Source organism: Larkinella knui (assembly GCF_003858645.1).
Taxonomy (GTDB): Bacteria; Bacteroidota; Bacteroidia; order Cytophagales; family Spirosomataceae; genus Larkinella; species Larkinella knui.
The window spans coordinates 1,283,477-1,299,247 of sequence record NZ_RQJP01000001.1; the positions used below are offsets into that span (position 1 = coordinate 1,283,477).

Annotated in this window: 11 protein-coding genes; 2 read left to right on the forward strand and 9 right to left on the reverse strand. The window is 51.9% G+C overall.

The genetic code is table 11. The annotated features are described in order from the left end of the window. Positions 1–4: 4 nt before the first annotated feature. From EHT87_RS05240 to rpe, 7 genes are all read right to left on the reverse strand, one after another. Entirely contained in the window at positions 5–916 is a 912-nt protein-coding gene (locus EHT87_RS05240; RefSeq protein WP_124904541.1) for a transketolase family protein, read from the reverse strand. A gap of 113 nt (positions 917–1,029) precedes the next feature. Then, positions 1,030–3,027, reverse strand: a complete 1,998-nt coding sequence (locus EHT87_RS05245) for an NAD-dependent epimerase/dehydratase family protein (protein WP_124904543.1) — start codon at positions 3,025–3,027, stop codon at positions 1,030–1,032. 43 nt (positions 3,028–3,070) lie between these two features. Continuing rightward, positions 3,071–3,886, reverse strand: coding sequence for a transketolase (locus EHT87_RS05250; protein WP_124904545.1), 816 nt, complete (start codon positions 3,884–3,886; stop codon positions 3,071–3,073). A 1-nt stretch (position 3,887) separates the two neighbouring features. Next, complete coding sequence (locus tag EHT87_RS05255) at positions 3,888–5,678, reverse strand: glycosyltransferase family 39 protein (RefSeq protein ID WP_124904547.1); 1,791 nt, start codon at positions 5,676–5,678, stop codon at positions 3,888–3,890. 51 nt (positions 5,679–5,729) lie between these two features. Next, positions 5,730–7,766 carry an OmpA family protein gene (locus EHT87_RS05260; protein WP_124904549.1) on the reverse strand — a complete coding sequence of 679 codons (2,037 nt, stop codon included), beginning with the start codon at positions 7,764–7,766 and terminating at the stop codon, positions 5,730–5,732. A gap of 92 nt (positions 7,767–7,858) precedes the next feature. Continuing rightward, positions 7,859–9,274 carry an alpha-amylase family glycosyl hydrolase gene (locus EHT87_RS05265; RefSeq protein ID WP_124904551.1) on the reverse strand — a complete coding sequence of 472 codons (1,416 nt, stop codon included), beginning with the start codon at positions 9,272–9,274 and terminating at the stop codon, positions 7,859–7,861. Positions 9,275–9,313: 39 nt separating this feature from the next. After that, positions 9,314–10,006, reverse strand: a complete 693-nt coding sequence (gene rpe, locus EHT87_RS05270) for a ribulose-phosphate 3-epimerase (protein ID WP_124904553.1) — start codon at positions 10,004–10,006, stop codon at positions 9,314–9,316. Between the two features lie 179 nt (positions 10,007–10,185). On the opposite strand from rpe, the gene ligA reads away from it, so the two are divergent. Together ligA and dapA are read left to right on the forward strand one after the other, a co-directional pair. After that, positions 10,186–12,231 carry an NAD-dependent DNA ligase LigA gene (gene ligA / locus EHT87_RS05275; RefSeq protein ID WP_124904555.1) on the forward strand — a complete coding sequence of 682 codons (2,046 nt, stop codon included), beginning with the start codon at positions 10,186–10,188 and terminating at the stop codon, positions 12,229–12,231. A gap of 88 nt (positions 12,232–12,319) precedes the next feature. After that, a complete protein-coding gene (dapA, locus tag EHT87_RS05280) occupies positions 12,320–13,216 on the forward strand; it encodes a 4-hydroxy-tetrahydrodipicolinate synthase (RefSeq protein ID WP_124904557.1) in 897 nt (298 codons plus the stop codon). Positions 13,217–13,301: 85 nt separating this feature from the next. Here dapA and EHT87_RS05285 read toward each other — a convergent pair whose 3' ends face one another. Both EHT87_RS05285 and EHT87_RS05290 read right to left on the reverse strand, forming a co-directional pair. After that, positions 13,302–13,496 (reverse strand): hypothetical protein, encoded by a 195-nt coding sequence (locus tag EHT87_RS05285; RefSeq protein WP_124904559.1) that lies wholly within the window; start codon positions 13,494–13,496, stop codon positions 13,302–13,304. 66 nt (positions 13,497–13,562) lie between these two features. Then, positions 13,563–15,758 (reverse strand): DUF5916 domain-containing protein, encoded by a 2,196-nt coding sequence (locus EHT87_RS05290; RefSeq protein WP_124904561.1) that lies wholly within the window; start codon positions 15,756–15,758, stop codon positions 13,563–13,565. Positions 15,759–15,771: the final 13 nt, after the last annotated feature.

The window sequence follows — 15,771 nt, forward strand, 5'->3', positions numbered from 1 at the left end:
ATTTTCACAGAAAAGCCGCCAGTTTTTCCTGAATAGAGGTTGAATCCAAACCGGATTGCTGCTGATGGTAACTTTGGTCACCATACAAGCCGTCGGGATACCCCTGCGCCGACAGGCTGACAAACTGCCGGAACGACAAACCGTTTTCCAGCAGCTTGACCGACAGTTGCTGGGCCAAACCGCCAATGCTAACGTGTTCTTCCACGATCAGCAGATTGTGGGAATCGGCCCACTGTTGTCCCAGTCCACTGGGTAAATCAAGGGGCAGGTTCATGGCGGTATATACGTCGAACTGATGGCCCAGCGTGTCGGATGTTTGCAGGGCTTTCAGAACATTGGCGGCCACCGGACCCAGCGCCACAACGGTTCCTTTCGGGTTTTCGCTGCTGACCACTTTCTTGAACGAACCGGTGGTTTCGCTTCCTTCCGGCGTTTTTGGACCAGCACCCAGGCGCAGATAAGCCGGACGGCCGTCGGCAACGATGCGATCGACAATCGGATCAATTTCGTCGGCAAAGGCCGGAATCCAGGTTTTGACGTTCTGCAAACCGCTCAGGCAAGCCAGATCCTCGATGGCATGGTGGGTCGATCCCATAATACCGTACCCATAACCTCCGCCGTTTCCAACTAGAAAAACCGGCAAATTATGCAGACAAACATCGTTGCGGAACTGCTCCAGACACCGGTATACGGCAAACGGAGCAATGCTGTAGCAAAATACTTTATAGCCTTTATACGCCATTCCGGCGGCTACTCCCACCATATTTTGTTCGGCGACCCCCGCGTTGATAAAGCGTGGTCCCATAATGGCCGCCACGTTTTCGAGTGCATTATACCCCAGATCGCCCGTAATGAAAATGATTTTCTCATCGGTAGCTGCGATGCGTTCAATGGCAGCTGAAAATTCTTTGCGCATAATTATTTAGTTTTCGGTTTTCGGTTTTCAGTTTTCGGTGGCTGTCGCAATACATCGCATGCGCTTACAAACATGCGTCAGCCACCGAAAACTGAAAACCGAAAACCGTATACTTATTTCGTCTTTCTCGCTTCCACCAGCGCCCGGATTTCGGATGCGGTTTTATACACTTGCTCGCCTTTTCGAACTTTCGTCCGAATAAATTTGGGGCGTTTTTTTGTCTCTTCAAAAATCTTACTGATGTATTCACCCAAAAATGATACCCCCAGCAGATTGATACCGCCGAACAGCATGACCAGAATAATCACCGTTGATAAACCGGCCGGCGTATTTGGGAAGAACACAAATTTGGCCAGAATCTGCCAGAGAATGCCCACCAGCGACAAACCCGTCAGGATAAACCCGGCGTAGGACATCAATTCGAGGGGGGCAAAGCTGAAGGAGAAAATCGCTTTTTTCGCCCACCAGATGTTCTTGGTCCAGTTGTTGGTCGAAACGCCGAACATACGCTCCGGCCGGACGTAATCGACGCCGGTTTGTTTGAAACCCACCCACGCCCGCAGTCCGCGCAGAAACTGCTCGGTTTCGGGGAGTGCCACCAGTTCCCGAACCACTTTCTGGTCGATCATCGAGAAATCCCCCGCATCGACCGGAATGTTGATGTACGACATTTTCTTGAACAGGCGGTAGAAGGTTCGGTAAAAAAAATGGACGTGGGGCGGCATCTCCCGCTGAACCCGAACGCCGTAGGTCACATCGAACCCCTGCTGCCATTTTTCGTAGAAACTGGGAATGATTTCGGGAGGATCCTGCAAATCGCCGTCCATCAACACGACGGCATCACCGGTCGAGATTTCCATACCACTTAGAAAAGCCGACTGGGATCCGAAGTTGCGCGAATGCGTAATGCCGATCACGTTCGAATCTTTCGCACAAATCCCGTCGATCACTTCTTCCTGATTGTCGGGCGAATTGTCGTTGACGAAAATAATTTCGTACCGGACCTTCATTTCATTAAACGTTTTGACCAGCCGCTCATACATGATCGGAATGGCCTGGGCGTCCTTATAACAGGCTATAATGGCCGTAATAACCGGGTTGAGCGTCGGATTGGCAAATGCCGGCAGCACCCGACCGGAATAATCGTGCTGAATTTGCCAGTCGGCGGTTTTCCGGAGTCCCGTACGCAGGGAAGTCCGGGCTTTCCAGCCGAGGTCGGCGTTGGCGGCTTCGGGGTCACCATACCAGTCGCTGAGGTCCCACTGCCGGTTTCCCATGCTGCCCCAGACAGGCTCGATGGTCAGATCGAAGGTGTTGCGGGTTGCATCGACCAACTCGCGCATGGTGGTTTTCTGGCCCGTTGCGATGTTATAGGAGCGGCCGCTGATCGTTTTATCCACTTTTAAAGCCGCCTGAACAAAGGCTTCCACGCAATCGTCGATGTAAACAAAATCGCGGCTGATGTCGGGCGAAACGAGTGGGGGCAAGGTATTTTTCCGGGCTTCTTCCACCAGCCGGGGAATCAACCGGTCGGGTTCCTCCCAGCCACCATAGATCGAATACAACCGCAAATTCAAGGTTTTCAAACCGTGGACGCGCGCGTAAAATTCCAGCATGTAAGCGGCTGAAACTTTGGAAACGGCGTAGTGGCTGTTGGGTTCGACGCGGTCGGTTTCTTTGGGAGCGGTGCAGTTAAAACCGTATTCCGAGCTGCTTCCGGCGTGGATGTAGACCGTTTCCGGCGTGCAGTTTTCCAGAATATTGACAGTGCCGTTTACGTTGGTTTCGTACGTCAGATTGACGTTCTTCTGTTTGCTGTAGGCTCCATAAGCCGCCAGATTAAAGATGGTACGGGGTTTATACCGGTCGAAAATTTCCTGAACCGATTTATGGGAGAGAATATCGCAGTGGATTACATTTTCAGCCGGTACATTCAGCAGTTTTAGCCGCCAGGCTTTGGTCGCATCGTGGGTGAGTGCGTAACAATCCTTGCGGAGTTGAAAAATCTGATCGAATAAATTGGCGCCGATAAAGCCGCTGGCTCCGAAGACGAAAATGGGGCCTTTTAGTTGAAGGATGCTGTCCTGGTACGGGAGGATCTGTTGAGACATTCGTGGTTAACTAGTAGAGATAGAGCCTGTTTTTCAGACAGGATTAGGCGGTAAAATACCGATCGTTGATGTCGGAACAGGCCTGGTCATACAGATCGGCCGTCATGGGCAGGTAGTGCCATTCGAGCCGGTTTTCCATATACGAAACCCCTTTGCCTTTTACCGTATGGGCAATGATGACTTTGGGTTTGCCATTGGTTTGCAGCCGAAGCGTATCGAGCGTAACGAGCAGGGCTTCCACGTCGTGGCCGTCGGCTTCAACCACCTCGAAACCAATGGCTTTCCATTTGGCGACATCGGCGGTATCGCCGAACACATCGGCGGTTTGACCAAACCCCTGCAAGCCGTTTTTGTCGATCAGCACAGTCAGGTTGTCCAGGCCTTGCTGAATGGCGTAATGGGCGGCCTCCCAGGTCGTGCCTTCGTTGGTTTCTCCGTCCGACATCAGCACGTAAACCGCATGCGGGTTGCCCTGCAATTTGTTGGCGTGAGCAATGCCCGAAGCGATCGGAAAACCGTGTCCGAGCGAGCCGGTGGCAAACGGAATGCCTTTGTGTTTGTTGGGAGCGGGGTGGGCGGGCAGCGTGGTTCCATTTTTGTAGAACGACTGCAATTGTTCGTCCGTAATTTCGCCCAGATGGTTGAGGCAGACGTACAAAGCTGCTGCGGCATGACCCTTCGACAGGATGAACGTATCGTCCTCCTGTTTGCGAAGAATCAGTGTGGCAATCATCATGTCGAGGCAGCTCAGCGAACAGCCAATGTGCCCGGCATGCGCCTTATTGTACAATTCCAGAACCTTCAGCCGCAATTGGCCGCTGAGGGTGGTGATATCGGTTGTCAGTGCTGGTGAAGTCATTTTAATACCTGTATTTCATTCCTTCGAGGTCAAAGATAGTGATTTTCTGGCCCGTCCGTCCTTTGACCAGTACAATCTTATCCGGCTCGTTGGGGTCGATACGCTGATAATACGTTGCATCCTTCGGTAAATAGAGATTGACCAATTGGGCTTCGATAATGGCGTAGGGCCGGCCACTTTTGTCAATATCGCTATATTCATGGCGTTTCAGAGAGGGATACAAAACCGTATCGCCGGGCGCATAAAGCGCTTCAATTTTTTTGGCGGATGCCCAGAATGGATTGGCGATGCGGGGAATGGCAAACGACGTATACTTCGGGGCGGTATCGTTGTAAATCCGCTGGAGCAACTGAACAATCAGACCGCTCTGGATCAGCAGAATCGCAGCCAGTGGCAAACTGAGCCATAGTTTCTGGGTCGAAAGCTTCAGAATCAGGATGGCCACCAGAATGATGACGTACGGAAACGAAAACCCCGAATACCGTTGCGTAATGCCGTAGGTGTGGCCGGACCGGAACGCCATCAGCAACAGAAACAAGGTTGGGACAAGCGACAGCAGGACCAGAAAAACAAGCAACGGGCGGTCATTCGGCCGGAAATCTTCCAGCAGAGCCGCGCCCAATAAGTAAAAAAACGGCAGTGTGGCCGACAAGACCAGGTGCTGCAGCGGATTGGCCGTATAATAAATCGCACCGGCCAGAAACAGGGCGGGTAAAGCCAGTTTAATCCACTGGGGCGGTTGCCGCTGGTTGCGATACCGGTGAATCAGGGCCACCGACAGCACGCCGATCAGGAGCGCGACCGCCACATTCCGGTAACCAACCGCAGCCGATGCCAGGCCATTGGTGAACAGAACCAGATCGCTCCAAACCGGTAGCGATCGCCAGAAAACATTCGGGACCGTGGCGGGCAGCACAATACCGAAGGTACTGTTCAGCGGATTAGTGAGGGCGATATGGCGATAAAACTGCGCCTGGTGGTTGAGCGTGAAAAAGGTGGTTTGTCCACCGCCATACGTCAGCCATAAAGCAACCAATCCGATGGCGACCGCGAACGACGCCCCGAATTTATACCACATCGGCCATTTCCGGACGTACAGAAGGGTGTATAACCCGTGGCATAAAAAAACCGTAATCGTCAGGTAATGCGAAAGAATTGAAACCGTTACGAGGGCACCATAACCCACGTATAAACGCAGAGGCACTTTCCGTTTCTTTTCTTTTTCGATGATGACCAGAAAAACGTGCGTCGAGAGCAGCGTCAGAAAGAACGTCATCGAATAGTTGCGGGCAATGTGGCTCTGGGCGATAAAAAGCGGCTCGATGGCGGCAATAAACGCACTGATCAACGCCAGGCGATTGGCCACTTCGGGGTCCTGTCGAAAATGTCGTTTGACGAAAAAATAGAGCAGCAGAACGGTTAAAGTACTAAATATAACCGACGGAAAACGGATTGAAAAATCACTGAGCCCGAATAGTTTCAGCCAAATCCACAAAATCACGTAATAGGCCGGACTGTGGCCGATGTCTCCGCGGGCGATCGCTTCGTTGTAATCGGCGATCGTCTTTGGTTTCCAGAATTCCTGTGGCGTAAAATAAGGCGAATCCTTCTTGTCAAACACGTCGTGTTGGTTGGCGCCTTCGTGCACGACACCCTGGGTGATGAGAAGCGTCGCTTTCTCGTCGAACCAAATACCGTAGGTGTCCAGGCGGTAAATCCGGAGAATAAAAGCCAATAGCAGGATTCCGGCAAGAATGAAAACAGACGTTCGACGGTGTGGCGATAAGGACATCAATCAATGGAATAACTTTCTGCGGGCAAAAATAAACTGATTTGTGGGACTTTACATTTTCAGGATCGTAAATTCTACTCTTCGGTTCAACCGGCGCTTCTCTTCGGTCTCGTTACTGGCAATGGGTTTACTGGGTCCCCAGGCTTTGGTCTGGATGCGGAGATCAGGAATTCCCTGTTCCATTAAATACTCCTTGATGACCCGGACCCGGTCCTGCGAAAGCTTCATGTTTAAATCCCAAACGCCTTGATTATCAGTGTGTCCGTCTACCTGAATTTCCATGGTTGGATGCTCTTTCAGCATCTGCACTACGCGGTCGAGCTCGGCATTGGAACCGCTTAACAGCACGGCTTTGCTTTGCTCGAACAGCACGTCGTGCAACACCACCCGCTGACCGGCTTTGATGGGCGTTAAAATGAGATTTTTACGAATTTCCTTAAATCGTTTGTCCTTGCTGAGATCGATAAATTCGGTGGTTGGAAAGTATCCTTCGCGTTTTGCCGTCAGATTGTAGCTGTTTTGCATGGCCAGCAATAGCTTGTAATCGCCGGTTTCGGGGTCATAACTAACGTGGCTGTTCTCCTTGTTGTCGGGGGCGATGGCCGAGAAAACTTCGGCAGCAACCGGTTTTTTACTGACGCCGTCAATTACCTTTCCCGATACGATAGCAACCGGATCGGGTTTGATGGTCGGATAGAGTTTCAGGCGGAAAATATCTTCGCCACCCATCGAATTCTGGATCGAACTGAGGTACGCATAATCGCCGGTGGCCGGAATGGTAAAATAACCGTCCCATTCGGGCGTGTTGACATTTGGCCCCAGGTTTTCCGGTTCCGACCATTTAGTCCACGTATCATCGAGCCGGCGGCTGACGAAGATATCGCCATTGCCATATTCGGGTCGTCCGGCTGAGGTGAAATACAGGGTTCGGGAATCGGAAGCGACAAAGGGCGCGCCTTCATACTCCGCCGTATTCAGCATTGGTCCCATGCTGACCGGTTCGCTCCACGTTTGGTTGGGCTGTAAAAACGAAACGTACAAGTCTTTGTCTCCCAGTGAGTTCCGGCGTTGAACGGACAGAATCATCGTTTTCCCGTCGGGCACAATCGCGTATTCGGTATACGCATTTTTGTGCAGGTTGTGGTTATTGGCGATCACGCATTCGACCGGAAACGACCAGCCGTTTTTCCCCAGCGTCGATTTCGATAAACCGTAGGTTACCGAACCGTCCGGTTTATAAACGTTGATCAGGTAAAGCGTACGGCCATCCGGCGACATCCCGCTGACGGCATTGTCGGCAGTGGTATTGATCGGCGGTCCCATGTTGACGGCGTTTCCCCACTCGCCGTTGGGTTGAAGGGTCGAATACCAGACATCCTGGTTTTTGGGATCACCGGTATTGCGTTCGTGTTGTCCCCGCGTAAAATACAGCGTTTTTCCATCCGGCGAGATGACCGGGGCCACTTCCTGACCGCGTGAATTCACCTGAGAACCAATATTTTCTTTGACCAGGTCCTTGGGCGCATCTTTGGATACGTTGATGGCAATGTCGATGGGCTGGGGATCGGCCGAAATCCCAATGGCGTCGATCTGGTTGGCGCCTTTAATCCGGTTGGGACTGATGACCAGTTTTACGGTATTAGCGGTCACCACCGGATCCGTCGGGGCTATACGGAGCACGGGCGTTTGGCCATTTTCGGCAATCTGTGCGGAAGGCCCCACCTTATAAACCGGTATTTCGCGGCCCGAACCATCGATGACCAGCACCTGGCTGACGGCACCCGGATTACCGCTCTGGAAGATGGCGATTTGCCGGATGGGAATCGCTTCTGCAAACCGGACCGTGATCCACTCGTCATTGGGGCCATCGGGATAGAGTGGTGACCAGGCACAGGGATTATCGCCGACTTTCGGCAGCCGGTTGGGTTTTCCCAGGATCTGATTGGCCCGGTATTGCTGTGAATAGGCTTCTCCGCGACCTTCCGACGAAAATCCGACTACCGAACTGGCCCATTGTACCGTCTGGGCCGACACGGAAGACCGACCGAACACAACCCACACCAGCACTAGTAAGACTCCCCGTATCATGCAAACAAGATAACGAATGATGAATGATGAACGATGAATTAGGGATGAAAAATTATGAATGAAATGAGTCTGCACCCCTGATTCATCCGTACTTAATTCGTATACACCTTATATTCCCACGGTTTCAGTGCAAACGTCAGGGAACTGCGTAATTCGGCGGGTTGGCGGCTGAATACTTCCGTGTACACCCCTTCAAAACCGTCACCGTTCAGCCGGATGGTCTGGGGCGTCGGACTGAGGTTGACGATCACAATGACCCGATCATTTTCCTGCTGGCGGTAGAACGCATACACCTTATCGTCTTTCTCCGTCGGAATTTTAATTAACGCCCCCCCCGCTGGTCCGTTCCAAAGGGCGCGATTGCGGTGTTTTAGCGTCAACAACGTTTTGTAAAAATCGGTTTTGCCGTAGTTTCCCCAGTAAATGGGGTCTTTTTCGTAAAATTTCAGCCGTTTGCTCAGGTTAGACTCCATGCCGTTATACACCAGCGGCATCCCATCGAACGTAAAAGCCAGCACGGTAAAGGCATCGACTCCGTTGCCAAACAACTCGGTTCCGGTGCCAACCCACGCATTCTCGTCGTGATTCTGGGTAAAATGCATCTGGTAATACCCCCGCGGAAACCGTTGCTTGTTGTGGCTCAACAGCGAGTCGATGGCGGAGGCCGGGCGCTTGCCTTTGGCAATCAACTTCATCAGCTGGTAAGAACTCCAGCCGTAATTCATGTTGAAGCATTCTTTAAAATGCTCGGGTTTGTCTTCCCATTCGGCGAGCATGAACACGGTTTTGATGCTGTCCAGTTTAGGGCGCAGTTCACGCCAGAAATCGTCCGGCACATACCCCGCCACTTCACAGCGATACCCGTCGATGTCACATTCACGCACCCAGAATTGCATGGCGTCGATCATGGCTGTCCGAACCTGCGGGTTTTTATAATTCAGATCCACCACGTCCGGGCGGTCGGTCACTTTGCCCTGTTCGTCGATCGGCGGACTGAGTTTTCCGTTGATTCGCGTATACCAGTCGGGATGCTGTTTCACCCACGTATGCGCACGGCCGGTATGGTTGGGCACCCAGTCGATGATGACGTGCATTCCCAAATCGTGCGCCTGTTTCACCAGGGCCTTGAAATCGGCCAGTGTGCCAAATTCAGGGTTAACGGCTTTATAGTCTTCCACGGCGTACGGATTGCCCGGCAGCGTCCGCTGGCTTTCTTTGCTAATCGGGTGAATCGGCATAAACCAGAGAATGTCAACGCCCAGTTCCTTGAGTCGGGTGAGTTGCTGTTCAACGGCTTTAAACGTGCCTTCTTCCGAAAATTGACGGGTGTTTACCTCGTAGATGGTTGCATTTTTAGCCCATTCGACGGTGGGAATGCGGGTCTGAACAACGCTTGAATCGCTGGTATTCGTCGGGTCATTGCCCGTGCTGGGAGTCTGTTTGCAGGACAAAACAGAAAGAAAAAGTAAACTTCCGGCAATTGCACTGCACCCTATTTTTGTATACATGCCTAAATAATAAGCTCGATAAATTGACTAAACCTGTTTTTACGCCTGCCGAAGGGCCGGGTTAAAAAACTTCAGCTGGTGAATGGCTTCGGATGGATGTGCGGCCTTAAAAACGGAACTGCCGGCCACCAGCACATCGGCACCGGCTTCCACTAAAGCCGCCACGTTGTCGTTCCCTACTCCACCATCGACTTCGATCAGGGCCGTATGACCTGAACCGGCCAGCAACTGACGCAGTTTCCGGATTTTCTGCAAGGTATGGGGAATAAACGATTGTCCGCCAAATCCCGGATTAACCGACATGATCAACACCTGATCCATTTCATCCAGAACGTCCGCCAGCAGTTCGACCGGCGAGTGCGGATTCAGGGCAACGCCCGCCCGGCAACCCGTCTCCCGAATCTGGGTCAGCGTCCGGTGCAGGTGAGTACAGGCTTCCAGATGAACGGTAATGGTTCCCGGACGATCCGGATTGGCGGCACCGGCTTTGGCAAACGCTTCGATGTACCGTTCGGGTTGAACAATCATCAAGTGGACATCTAACGGTTTGGTAGCGTGGCGGTTAACGGCTTCGCAAACAGGAATGCCAAATGAAATGTTTGGTACAAACATCCCATCCATGACGTCTACGTGAATCCAGTCCGCTTCACTTTGGTTGAGAAATTCAACGTCGCGTTGCAGATTTGCAAAATCAGCCGCCAGGATGGAAGGCGCAATGAGTGGTGGAGTCATGAAGGCGTTCTTCTGAATGTATGGGTACGAATTGCAAAAGTTGACACCAAAATTAATTCTTTTTGTTGGAACAATTGGGAACAGTTGTCAGAGTCAGTAAAGGATTTAGTATGATTGCAGTTTAATTTAGATTTTTCTTTTTCCGCTTAAAGCTATTGAAATCTTAGTTCAAAAATAGAATGAATCCTCAGGAACAAATCGCTGAACTTACTGACCGGCTTAATTTTTATAACTACCAATACTACCAGAACAGTAGCTCCGAGGTCGATGATTTTACCTTTGACAAGCTGTTGGAAGAGCTTTCGGCCCTGGAGCGGCAGTATCCCGAATGGGCCCGGCCCGATTCGCCGACGCACCGGGTCGGCGGCACCATCAGCAAGGAATTTGCCACGGTTTACCACCGGTTTCCGATGTTGTCACTCGGAAATACGTACTCGGAAGCGGAACTGGCCGAATTCGATGTGCGGGTTCAAAAAGGGCTGAACGGGGCGTCCTATGAATACATTTGTGAGCTCAAGTTTGACGGTGTGGCCCTGAGTCTGACGTATGAAAACGGGATTTTGACGCGGGGCGTAACCCGGGGCGACGGTGTTCGGGGGGATGATATTACGGCCAACGTTCGCACCATTCGGACGTTACCGCTCAAAGTCAACGGGTCGAACGTTCCGCCTTTGTTTGAAGTACGGGGGGAGGGTTTTTTGCCACTGGCTGAATTTGAGCGAATTAACCGCGAACGGGAAGACATTGGTGAACCGCTGCTGGCCAATCCCCGCAATGCGGCTTCGGGAACATTCAAGCAACAGGATTCGGGTGCGGTGGCTAAACGACGGCTGGATTGTTACCTGTATTCGTTTCTGTCGGAACCGGAAATATTTCAAACGCACGAAGAAAGCCTGCTGGTGATGAAAAAGTGGGGCCTGAATGTGTCGCCGACCTGGCGGAAATGCGGCTCCTTCCAGGAAGTCATGGCATTTATCAACGAATGGGAAACCCGGCGGTTCGAGCTGCCTCTGGCAACCGACGGTATCGTCATCAAAATCAACAGGTACGACCAGCAGCGTGAACTTGGCTACACGGCCAAGAGTCCACGCTGGGCCATCGCATTCAAATACAAAGCCTTAGCCGCCAGTACGGTTCTCAACAGTGTCTCGTATCAGGTCGGCCGGACCGGCGCCGTTACCCCCGTCGCCAATCTGACGCCGGTCTTACTGGCCGGAACGGTGGTGAAACGGGCGTCGCTGCACAATTCCAATGAAATCCAGCGATTGGGAGTGATGTTGAACGACACGGTTTTTGTCGAAAAAGGAGGTGAAATTATTCCCAAAATTACCGGTGTCGACCTCAGCAAACGAACCGATGCCAGCAAACCGATTGACTATCCGTCGCTTTGTCCGGCCTGTCAAACTCCGCTGATACGGAAAGAAGGCGAAGCTCATTTCTACTGCCCGAATGAAAAAGGCTGCCCTCCGCAGCTTCAGGCCCGTTTCGAACATTTTATCCAACGGCGCGCCATGAACATCGAAAGCCTGGGCGAAGGCAAGATCGAGCTGCTGATCGATCGGGGATTGGTGCACAGCCCGGCGGATTTATACGAACTGACGGTAGAGAAATTGCTGGGATTGGAAAAGGTTTATAAGGATGTTGAAACGGGCAAAACCCGCGTGGTGAGTTTGCGGGAGAAGTCCGTCGAAAATATTCTGACCGCCATTGACCGCTCAAAGACGCAACCGTTTTCGAATGTCCTGTTTGCACTGGGTATCCGCTACGTCGGCAACACGATTGCGGAAAAACTTACCGATTATTTCGGAAATATCGACGCATTAAGGGCGGCTTCATACGAAACCCTGGTCAGTGTTCCGGAAGTGGGTGACCGGATTGCCCAAAGTGTGGTGGCCTGGTTTGCCGATTCCGACAATCAGGTGTTCATCGAACGGCTGCGTCTGGCGGGGTTGCAACTGGTAACCGATCGGGTAGCCGTGGAAAAGAAAGGGGAGACGCTGGTGGGCAAAACGTTTTTGTATACCGGCACCTTCGTTAATTTCAGTCGCGAGGAACTCGAAAACGAGATTGAAGCCCACGGTGGAAAGGTATTGAGTGGTATTTCCAAAAAACTCAATTACCTGATTGTCGGCGAAAATCCGGGGCCTTCGAAAGTGGAAAAAGCGACTAAAATGGCGGTGACGATGATCGGCGAGGACGAGTTTCTGGCCATGTTGAGCAGTTAAGTAAAGAGAAATACGGTTTCACACTGAAAAACCGTACCTTTGCCACTAATTTCTGATTTGCCAATTCCTTCTAATCCAGAATAAATACATGAATGCTCGTTTCCACGGCGTTGGGGTCGCCATTGTTACCCCGTTCAACGACGACCTGACCATCGATTTCGATGGCTTTGGCCGGATTGTTCGGCACATTACCGACGGAGGTGTCGATTACATCGTGCTGCAAGGCACTACCGGCGAATCGCCGACGGTGACGAAATCGGAAAAGAAACAGCTTCTCCAGTATTTGAAGGAAAATAACCCGAAAAAATTGCCGATCGTCTATGGCATCGGTGGGAATGCAACGCCGGAAGTCGTAGAGGCCATCAAAGACACGGATTTTGAAGGGGTCGATGCCATTTTGTCGGTTTGCCCGTATTATAACAAACCGGGTCGTCGCGGGGTCATCGAGCATTTTACGCGCATTGCGGATGCCAGTCCGGTGCCGGTTATTCTGTATAACATTCCGCCGAGAACGGGGATCAATATGTCCGCAGAAACCGTCTGTACCCTGGCCCAGCACCAGAACATCATCGGCGTCAAAGAAGCGTCGTGCATCATCGAACAGTGTATGGAAATTGTCCGTGACAAACCGGAGGATTTTCTGCTCATTTCGGGCGACGACGTGCAGGGCGTTCCCATCGTCAGCATTGGCGGAGTGGGCGTTATGTCGGTCATTGCCAACGCATTTCCGGCGAAATTTACGACGATGATCCATGCCGCTTTGCAAGGCGATTTTGCCTTTGCCAGAACCGAGCTGGGGCATTTCCTGCGCATCGATCCGTTGTTATACGAAGAAGGTAACCCGGTGGGGATCAAAAAGATACTGGAAATTCTGGGCCTTATTTCATCGGGCGTCCGTCTGCCGCTCTACACGGCTTCGGATGAGCTGGGCGAGCGCATGAAACTCGTTTTGCAACGCGATAATCTGGTGGAGCTCGTCGCTTGATGTCCTAATCAAGCCCGTCTGTTTCATCAAAAAAGCACGCACTGTTCAGACGGTGCGTGCTTTTTTGATTGGGGAATACGGTTTCTTAATCGCTCTTGCGACCACCACCGAACAGCCGGGAAACGCCCCAGATGATCAAGACGATGACGACTATGACGAGGATACCGCCCGTATAGGCACCGGCTTTGAAAATAGACCCGATTGCCTCGCAACTGGTCATGCCGACCAGAAGAAAAAGAGCAATTCCGAGGCTGTATAGAAATTGAGTGAAATTACGCATGGTTTGTGGGAGTTAATGTACACCCAATCAACTCCCAACGTCATTTATTTGTTTACGGAAGTTTGTTTATACGTTCCACCAATACGTCAGTTTCAACACCAGCGCACGGCTTTTGACCGAGAGCGAACCCGGCAGGTAGTTATCCGTGTAAACCAGAAAGATATCGGAAGCGGGCTGATACCGCCACTGGAAACGAGCGTTGAGGTTTACGTTTTTGGCCTGTTCATTATACTGCACGAAGGTGGTAAAAAAAATCCGATTGGTCATCGTCAGGTCGATACGGGGGCCAACCAGCCAGAACTTCGTAATGGATTTTGTTTCCGGTAGCCGAATCTCGTTGTAATTGGCACTCAACGCCAGACTAACGTACGGCTGGAAACGATAGCCCACTTCGGTGGACAGAAATAAGCGGGTTCCATTGGCATAATACCCGCCATACCGGCTGGAAAGGGTATACGTAAACAAACTTTGCGGCTTCGAAATGAAGTCGGCTCCGAAGGCATTCCAGCGGTGTTCGGTTCCCCGGGCGAGGGTATCCCGGCCCGTATTCGTCGGGTCAAACGGTTGCAAAAGCCGGACGTAATCATGGCCCGTCCAGACCGACAAGACGCTTTTGCTGCGGAATGTGATTAAATACAGGAAGATGGATTCGTTGTCGGTCTGCTTGAACGACTCGTTGTAGATGGAATACGAATTGAGTTGCGGCCCGTGGCTCAATACTTTGCCTCCTTTTGGAAACATCATGTAACTCACGATGGGATTGACCTTGATGTAACCCCGGCGCGGAACATAGCCAACTTCGGCGGTATAGCTGCTGCCCACGTATTCGTGCTGCCAGCCAATGTTCCATTTACGGGTGCTGTACAGCAGATTGGCCGCATGAACAAGGTTGCGTTTTCCACCATTCTGGGGGTCGAACGACTTGAGCAGGAGCACCTTACCCGTCCACGTATTGTTGGAGGAAGCCAGGTTGTATTCGAGTCCAACATTTCGGTTGTATTTGGAATAAACCGGTTTTCCGGCTTCAGTAACCCCCGGTTCGTAGTTGAGCGATTCCTTGTTGATAAAGATGGCTCCAATATTGGAACGTGAAAAAATCCGTCGTTGCAGGGCCACCACCGCGAAATTCTGGGCGGGCAAACCGGTCGCATCCACTTTTCCGGTCTGCATATCCATCACGCCGATGCGCCAGTCTTTATTCAGTTTGCCGCTGAGTCGGGCACCGAAACGGATGGGAACGCCCAGACCGATCCGGCGCGAGAAAAACGGGCGAATGTTGGCGTAACCGAAGTTGGTAAACAGGTCGCCGTTTTCCAGAAAAAACTGCCTCCGCTCCGGAAAAAACAACTCAAACCGGTCCAGGTTCGTCACTTGGCGGTCCACATCGACCTGCGAAAAATCCGGATTGACGGTCAGATCCAGGTTGAGCGAAGACGTTACGGCCACTTTGGCATCCAGACCGACATCGCGCCGGTAAGTGGTCGGTTTATCGTTTGCATAATCGCGCGTCAAACCGCCGAGGGCGTAGGGAATCAGTGAAACGTTGGAGCCCACCTGCGGAGGAGCCTGATCCCAGACGATGGTGCCGGTGTAGGCCAGCGAAGCCGTCGGAAACTGCCGCGGGACGGGGGCCCAGCTCGACTTTTCGGTAGTCCGCAGATCCTGGCGGCTGAAATTGATTCCCCAGCGCGTAATGCCTTTTTTATACCGGATGGTTTTAAACGGAATGGCCGCTTCGAAAACGTAGCGGTCGTCGTAATTTTTGACCACCGAATACCACTTGTTATCCCAGCTCAGGTTGGCCTTGCCGCCTTCATACAGCAAACCGTCCCATTGGGCCCCAACGGCATTGGCTCCGAACGTAAATCCGTTCGTCTGGTCGTCGAACGGGTCCATGAAGAAGATAAAATTATCGTTTTTGCCAAATTCCCAGTCGCGACGGAGGGATTGCACGAAAGGGCGGTTTTTTCGGGCCGACGCCAACGGATCATAATAGCATACCGCAATGATGTAGAGGTTTTGCTGATCGTAGGTCATCTTCACATCCGTTCGAAGCCGGGCAAAACTGGTGTCCATGGGCAATACCATGTAAAAATTAGTCGCCGTATCGGCCTCCAGCCAGGCCTGCTCGTCCAGTTCGCCGTCGATTTTGACGGGCGAAGTGGTTTGACGAATATGGTATTGATAGGCTTCGTTTTTCTTTTGGGCAAAGAGGGAGGTGCAGCAGACAAGCCACAGGAAAATCAACCGGAAAACTTTCACAAAAGCGCGGTAT

Excerpts from the sequence above, each read along its gene's own strand:
- ligA (WP_124904555.1), top strand. The coding sequence starts at position 10,186 with ATGAATCCTCAGGAACAAATCGCTGAACTTACTGACCGGCTTAATTTT.
- dapA (WP_124904557.1), top strand. The coding sequence starts at position 12,320 with ATGAATGCTCGTTTCCACGGCGTTGGGGTCGCCATTGTTACCCCGTTC.
- EHT87_RS05240 (WP_124904541.1), bottom strand. The coding sequence starts at position 916 with ATGCGCAAAGAATTTTCAGCTGCCATTGAACGCATCGCAGCTACCGAT.
- rpe (WP_124904553.1), bottom strand. The coding sequence starts at position 10,006 with ATGACTCCACCACTCATTGCGCCTTCCATCCTGGCGGCTGATTTTGCA.
- EHT87_RS05265 (WP_124904551.1), bottom strand. The coding sequence starts at position 9,274 with ATGTATACAAAAATAGGGTGCAGTGCAATTGCCGGAAGTTTACTTTTT.
- EHT87_RS05285 (WP_124904559.1), bottom strand. The coding sequence starts at position 13,496 with ATGCGTAATTTCACTCAATTTCTATACAGCCTCGGAATTGCTCTTTTT.
- EHT87_RS05245 (WP_124904543.1), bottom strand. The coding sequence starts at position 3,027 with ATGTCTCAACAGATCCTCCCGTACCAGGACAGCATCCTTCAACTAAAA.
- EHT87_RS05255 (WP_124904547.1), bottom strand. The coding sequence starts at position 5,678 with ATGTCCTTATCGCCACACCGTCGAACGTCTGTTTTCATTCTTGCCGGA.
- EHT87_RS05260 (WP_124904549.1), bottom strand. The coding sequence starts at position 7,766 with ATGATACGGGGAGTCTTACTAGTGCTGGTGTGGGTTGTGTTCGGTCGG.
- EHT87_RS05250 (WP_124904545.1), bottom strand. The coding sequence starts at position 3,886 with ATGACTTCACCAGCACTGACAACCGATATCACCACCCTCAGCGGCCAA.